Below are 1346 nucleotides of genomic sequence, written 5' to 3' on the forward strand. Positions count from 1 at the left end.
CGCGAAACTCAATGTAGTAACGCTGATGAATTTTGACAGTCAGTGGCTCGTTGAAATTTTCTTGTTGAAGATATTTTGCAAACTCAGGGTTACGTACTAAGTTCACAATATTTTGCCCTTTATCATCTGGCCAGCGAATTCCCAATTGTTGCTTCACTTGTTGATTGCACCATTGAATATTACCGACATTATCCACAATGACTAATGCATCTGGTGATGATTCGACACCGTGCCTAAATAAGCGAATAATTGCCGCCAATTCATTTTGACGCTGACGTAAACGCTGCTGATGTTTATGTAATCCATAATAAATAATTTCCCAACTACCAAAGCTATTGGGTGGATAAAGCACATTTTTCTGCCAAATCCAGCGAGATAGCTTAAATAAATTATATAAGTGCCATCCCACTAATAATATTGTGCCCAACAATAAACATAAGATAACATGCTGAATAATTAGACCAACACCTAAAGAAAGTATCAAAATGACTAAAACTTCTATCAGAAATCGCCTTAAAAATGTCTCTTTTAACACAAATCACCTTAATCTTTAGATTGTGAAGATAAACGATACCCTGCACCACGTACTGTTTGGATCATACGATGTGTATTTTTGCTTTCCAATTGTTTGCGTAAACGGCCAATGTGTACATCGATTGTACGATCATCAATATACACATCATTCCCCCAAATATGGTCAATTAACTGATCTCTACTAAATACACGCTCAACACGTTGCATCAGAAAACATAACAATTTATATTCTGTTGGTCCTAATTCAATTTCTTCTTCATCCACAAAGACACGATGTGATTCTAAATCTACAGATAAGTTATTAATTTGTAACTTTGGTTTATCTTCAGGATAAATACGGCGTAACAACGCCTTCATTCTCACTAATAATTCTTTATTAGAAAAAGGTTTCGTTATATAGTCATCTGCTCCAGCATCAAAGCCTTCTACTTGCTCATCTTCCGCGGATTTTGCTGTCAACATAATGATAGGAATCTCTTTGAGTTTCTCATCTTTGCGCAAGCGTTTCACCACTTGAATCCCAGAACCACCGGGGATCATCCAATCACATAAGACCATGTGAAACTCTTGCTCTGCTATCATTGAGATAGCGGCATGATAATCAGATGCCTCTAAAATATTAAAATTATTATTCGTTAATAATAATTTTAACATGCCTCTCAGCGCTTCATCATCTTCAATCAATAATACTGTTTTCTTCATCAATATCTTTTCTCACATTGAAATATGACAATTATGCTTCAGTTTTATGACAGTTTTATGAATCTTAAAAATAAAAAAGCAGAACTGTCGTCTGCTTTTCATGTTATCAA

General features: G+C 35.1%; 2 protein-coding genes. Both read right to left on the reverse strand.

What is annotated here, in order from left to right:
* Positions 1-535: phosphate regulon sensor protein PhoR (locus BZK14_RS08410; protein ID WP_143691415.1), on the reverse strand; the 535-nt coding region annotated here is incomplete at its 3' end.
* 8 nt (positions 536-543) lie between these two features.
* A complete protein-coding gene (phoB, locus tag BZK14_RS08415; protein WP_077926070.1) occupies positions 544-1236 on the reverse strand; it encodes a phosphate regulon transcriptional regulator PhoB in 693 nt (230 codons plus the stop codon).
* Between the last annotated feature and the right edge of the window lie 110 nt (positions 1237-1346).

The organism is Wohlfahrtiimonas larvae (assembly GCF_002006755.1).
Taxonomy (GTDB): Bacteria; Pseudomonadota; Gammaproteobacteria; order Cardiobacteriales; family Wohlfahrtiimonadaceae; genus Wohlfahrtiimonas; species Wohlfahrtiimonas larvae.